Source organism: Kitasatospora sp. A2-31 (assembly GCF_022288725.1).
GTDB lineage: Bacteria > Actinomycetota > Actinomycetes > Streptomycetales > Streptomycetaceae > Kitasatospora.
In genome coordinates, this window is sequence record NZ_JAKNTA010000187.1 from 1 (window position 1) to 1,386 (window position 1,386).

A 1,386-nucleotide genomic window follows, 5' to 3' on the forward strand; every position below is an offset into this window, starting at 1 on the left:
GCCCGACTACCTGCTGGCCTTCGCCGACGAGTACAACGGCCGCGACGAGGACGGCCACTACAGCCCGATGGAGGAGGCCAACGGCGCGATCAGCTGCGCCGACACCTCCCGCCCGGCCCCGACCCCCGAGCGCGCCCGGCAGGCGGTCGCCCGGCTCCAGGCCGAGGCCCCGCTGCTCTCCAAGGGCGTCACGGTCGAGGACTACGACGAGCCCTCGTGCGCGTACTGGCCGTTCAAGACCACCGAGAAGCCGCACGCCGTCCGCGCCGAGGGAGCCGCGCCGATCCTGGTGGTCGGCACCACCGGGGACCCGGCCACGCCCTACGCCTCGGCCGAGGCGCTGGCCAAGGGCTTCGCCGACGCCACCCTGCTGACCCGGGTGGGCGAGGGCCACGGTGCCTTCGGCAAGGGCAACGGCTGCATCGACGCCGCGCTGGAGGCGTACCTCGTCGACGGGACCATGCCGGCCGCCGGGACCAGGTGCTCCTGAGGGGCCGGGCATGCCCAGGGATCCGGAGTATTAGCAGATGAAGGCGGGGAGAGCGCTGACAGAGAGGTGTCAACGTCACAACTTGATAGCTCGATCGGATGAATTCCGCGCGCGCTCTCCCCAACTGATGACCGCTCAACTACCGTTGAGCCGCTGCCCGGCGGGCGCTGGACGCCGCTCCGCAGCCCCATACTTCATCTGCTCCACCCCTTCCCACCGGCCCCTTCCCGCCCTCACGAGGAGGACCCGCTGGCCAGCGACATCCCGCCGCAGCGGCTCGATCCACACTCCGAGCCGACCCTCCTCGGGTTGCACCGCTTCAACGAGGCCGACGCCGGCGCCGCCGAGGAGGCCCTGCTGGCCTGCTGCGGCAGCCACCGCTGGGCCCTGCGGCTCACCGCCCACCGGCCCTACCCCGACATAGAGTCCCTGCTGGCCGCCGCCAGTGAGGCCTCCTACGACCTGCGCCCGGCCGACCTGGCCGAGGCGCTGGCGGACGAGAGCTGGATGCCGCAGCCGCTCCTCGGCATGCGCGCGCCGGGCAGCCAGGCCGCCCACACCGCCCTCCGCGCGGCCCACGCCGCGTACGAGGCCCGGTTCGGGCACGTCTTCGTGGTCTGCCTGGAGGGCGTCGCCCCCGAGGAGATGCTCGACACCGTCCTCCACTCGATCCGCACCCGGCTCGCCAACGACCCGGACGAGGAGCGGCTGATCGCGGCCGACGAGCTGCGCCGGATCGCCCTCACCCGGTTGGAGCACCTGGTCGCCACGCATTCCGGGGCCGCGGCCCGCTGAACCGCGGCTGCACCGCACCTCGCCCGGTGGCTCCGCGCCCCACGGCTCCGGGTTCCACGGCGCCACGCGTCACGGCGCCACGCGTCATGGCGCCACGCGTC

The 1,386-nt window shown here is 73.5% G+C and carries 2 protein-coding genes; both read left to right on the forward strand.

Going from position 1 to position 1,386, the window contains the following annotated elements; translation table 11 throughout:
* Window positions 1–490: alpha/beta hydrolase (locus MCM47_RS40740; protein WP_238951833.1), on the forward strand; the 490-nt coding region annotated here is incomplete at its 5' end.
* Between the two features lie 309 nt (window positions 491–799).
* Entirely contained in the window at window positions 800–1,285 is a 486-nt protein-coding gene (locus MCM47_RS40745) for a 2-oxo-4-hydroxy-4-carboxy-5-ureidoimidazoline decarboxylase (RefSeq protein ID WP_238862916.1), read from the forward strand.
* Window positions 1,286–1,386: the final 101 nt, after the last annotated feature.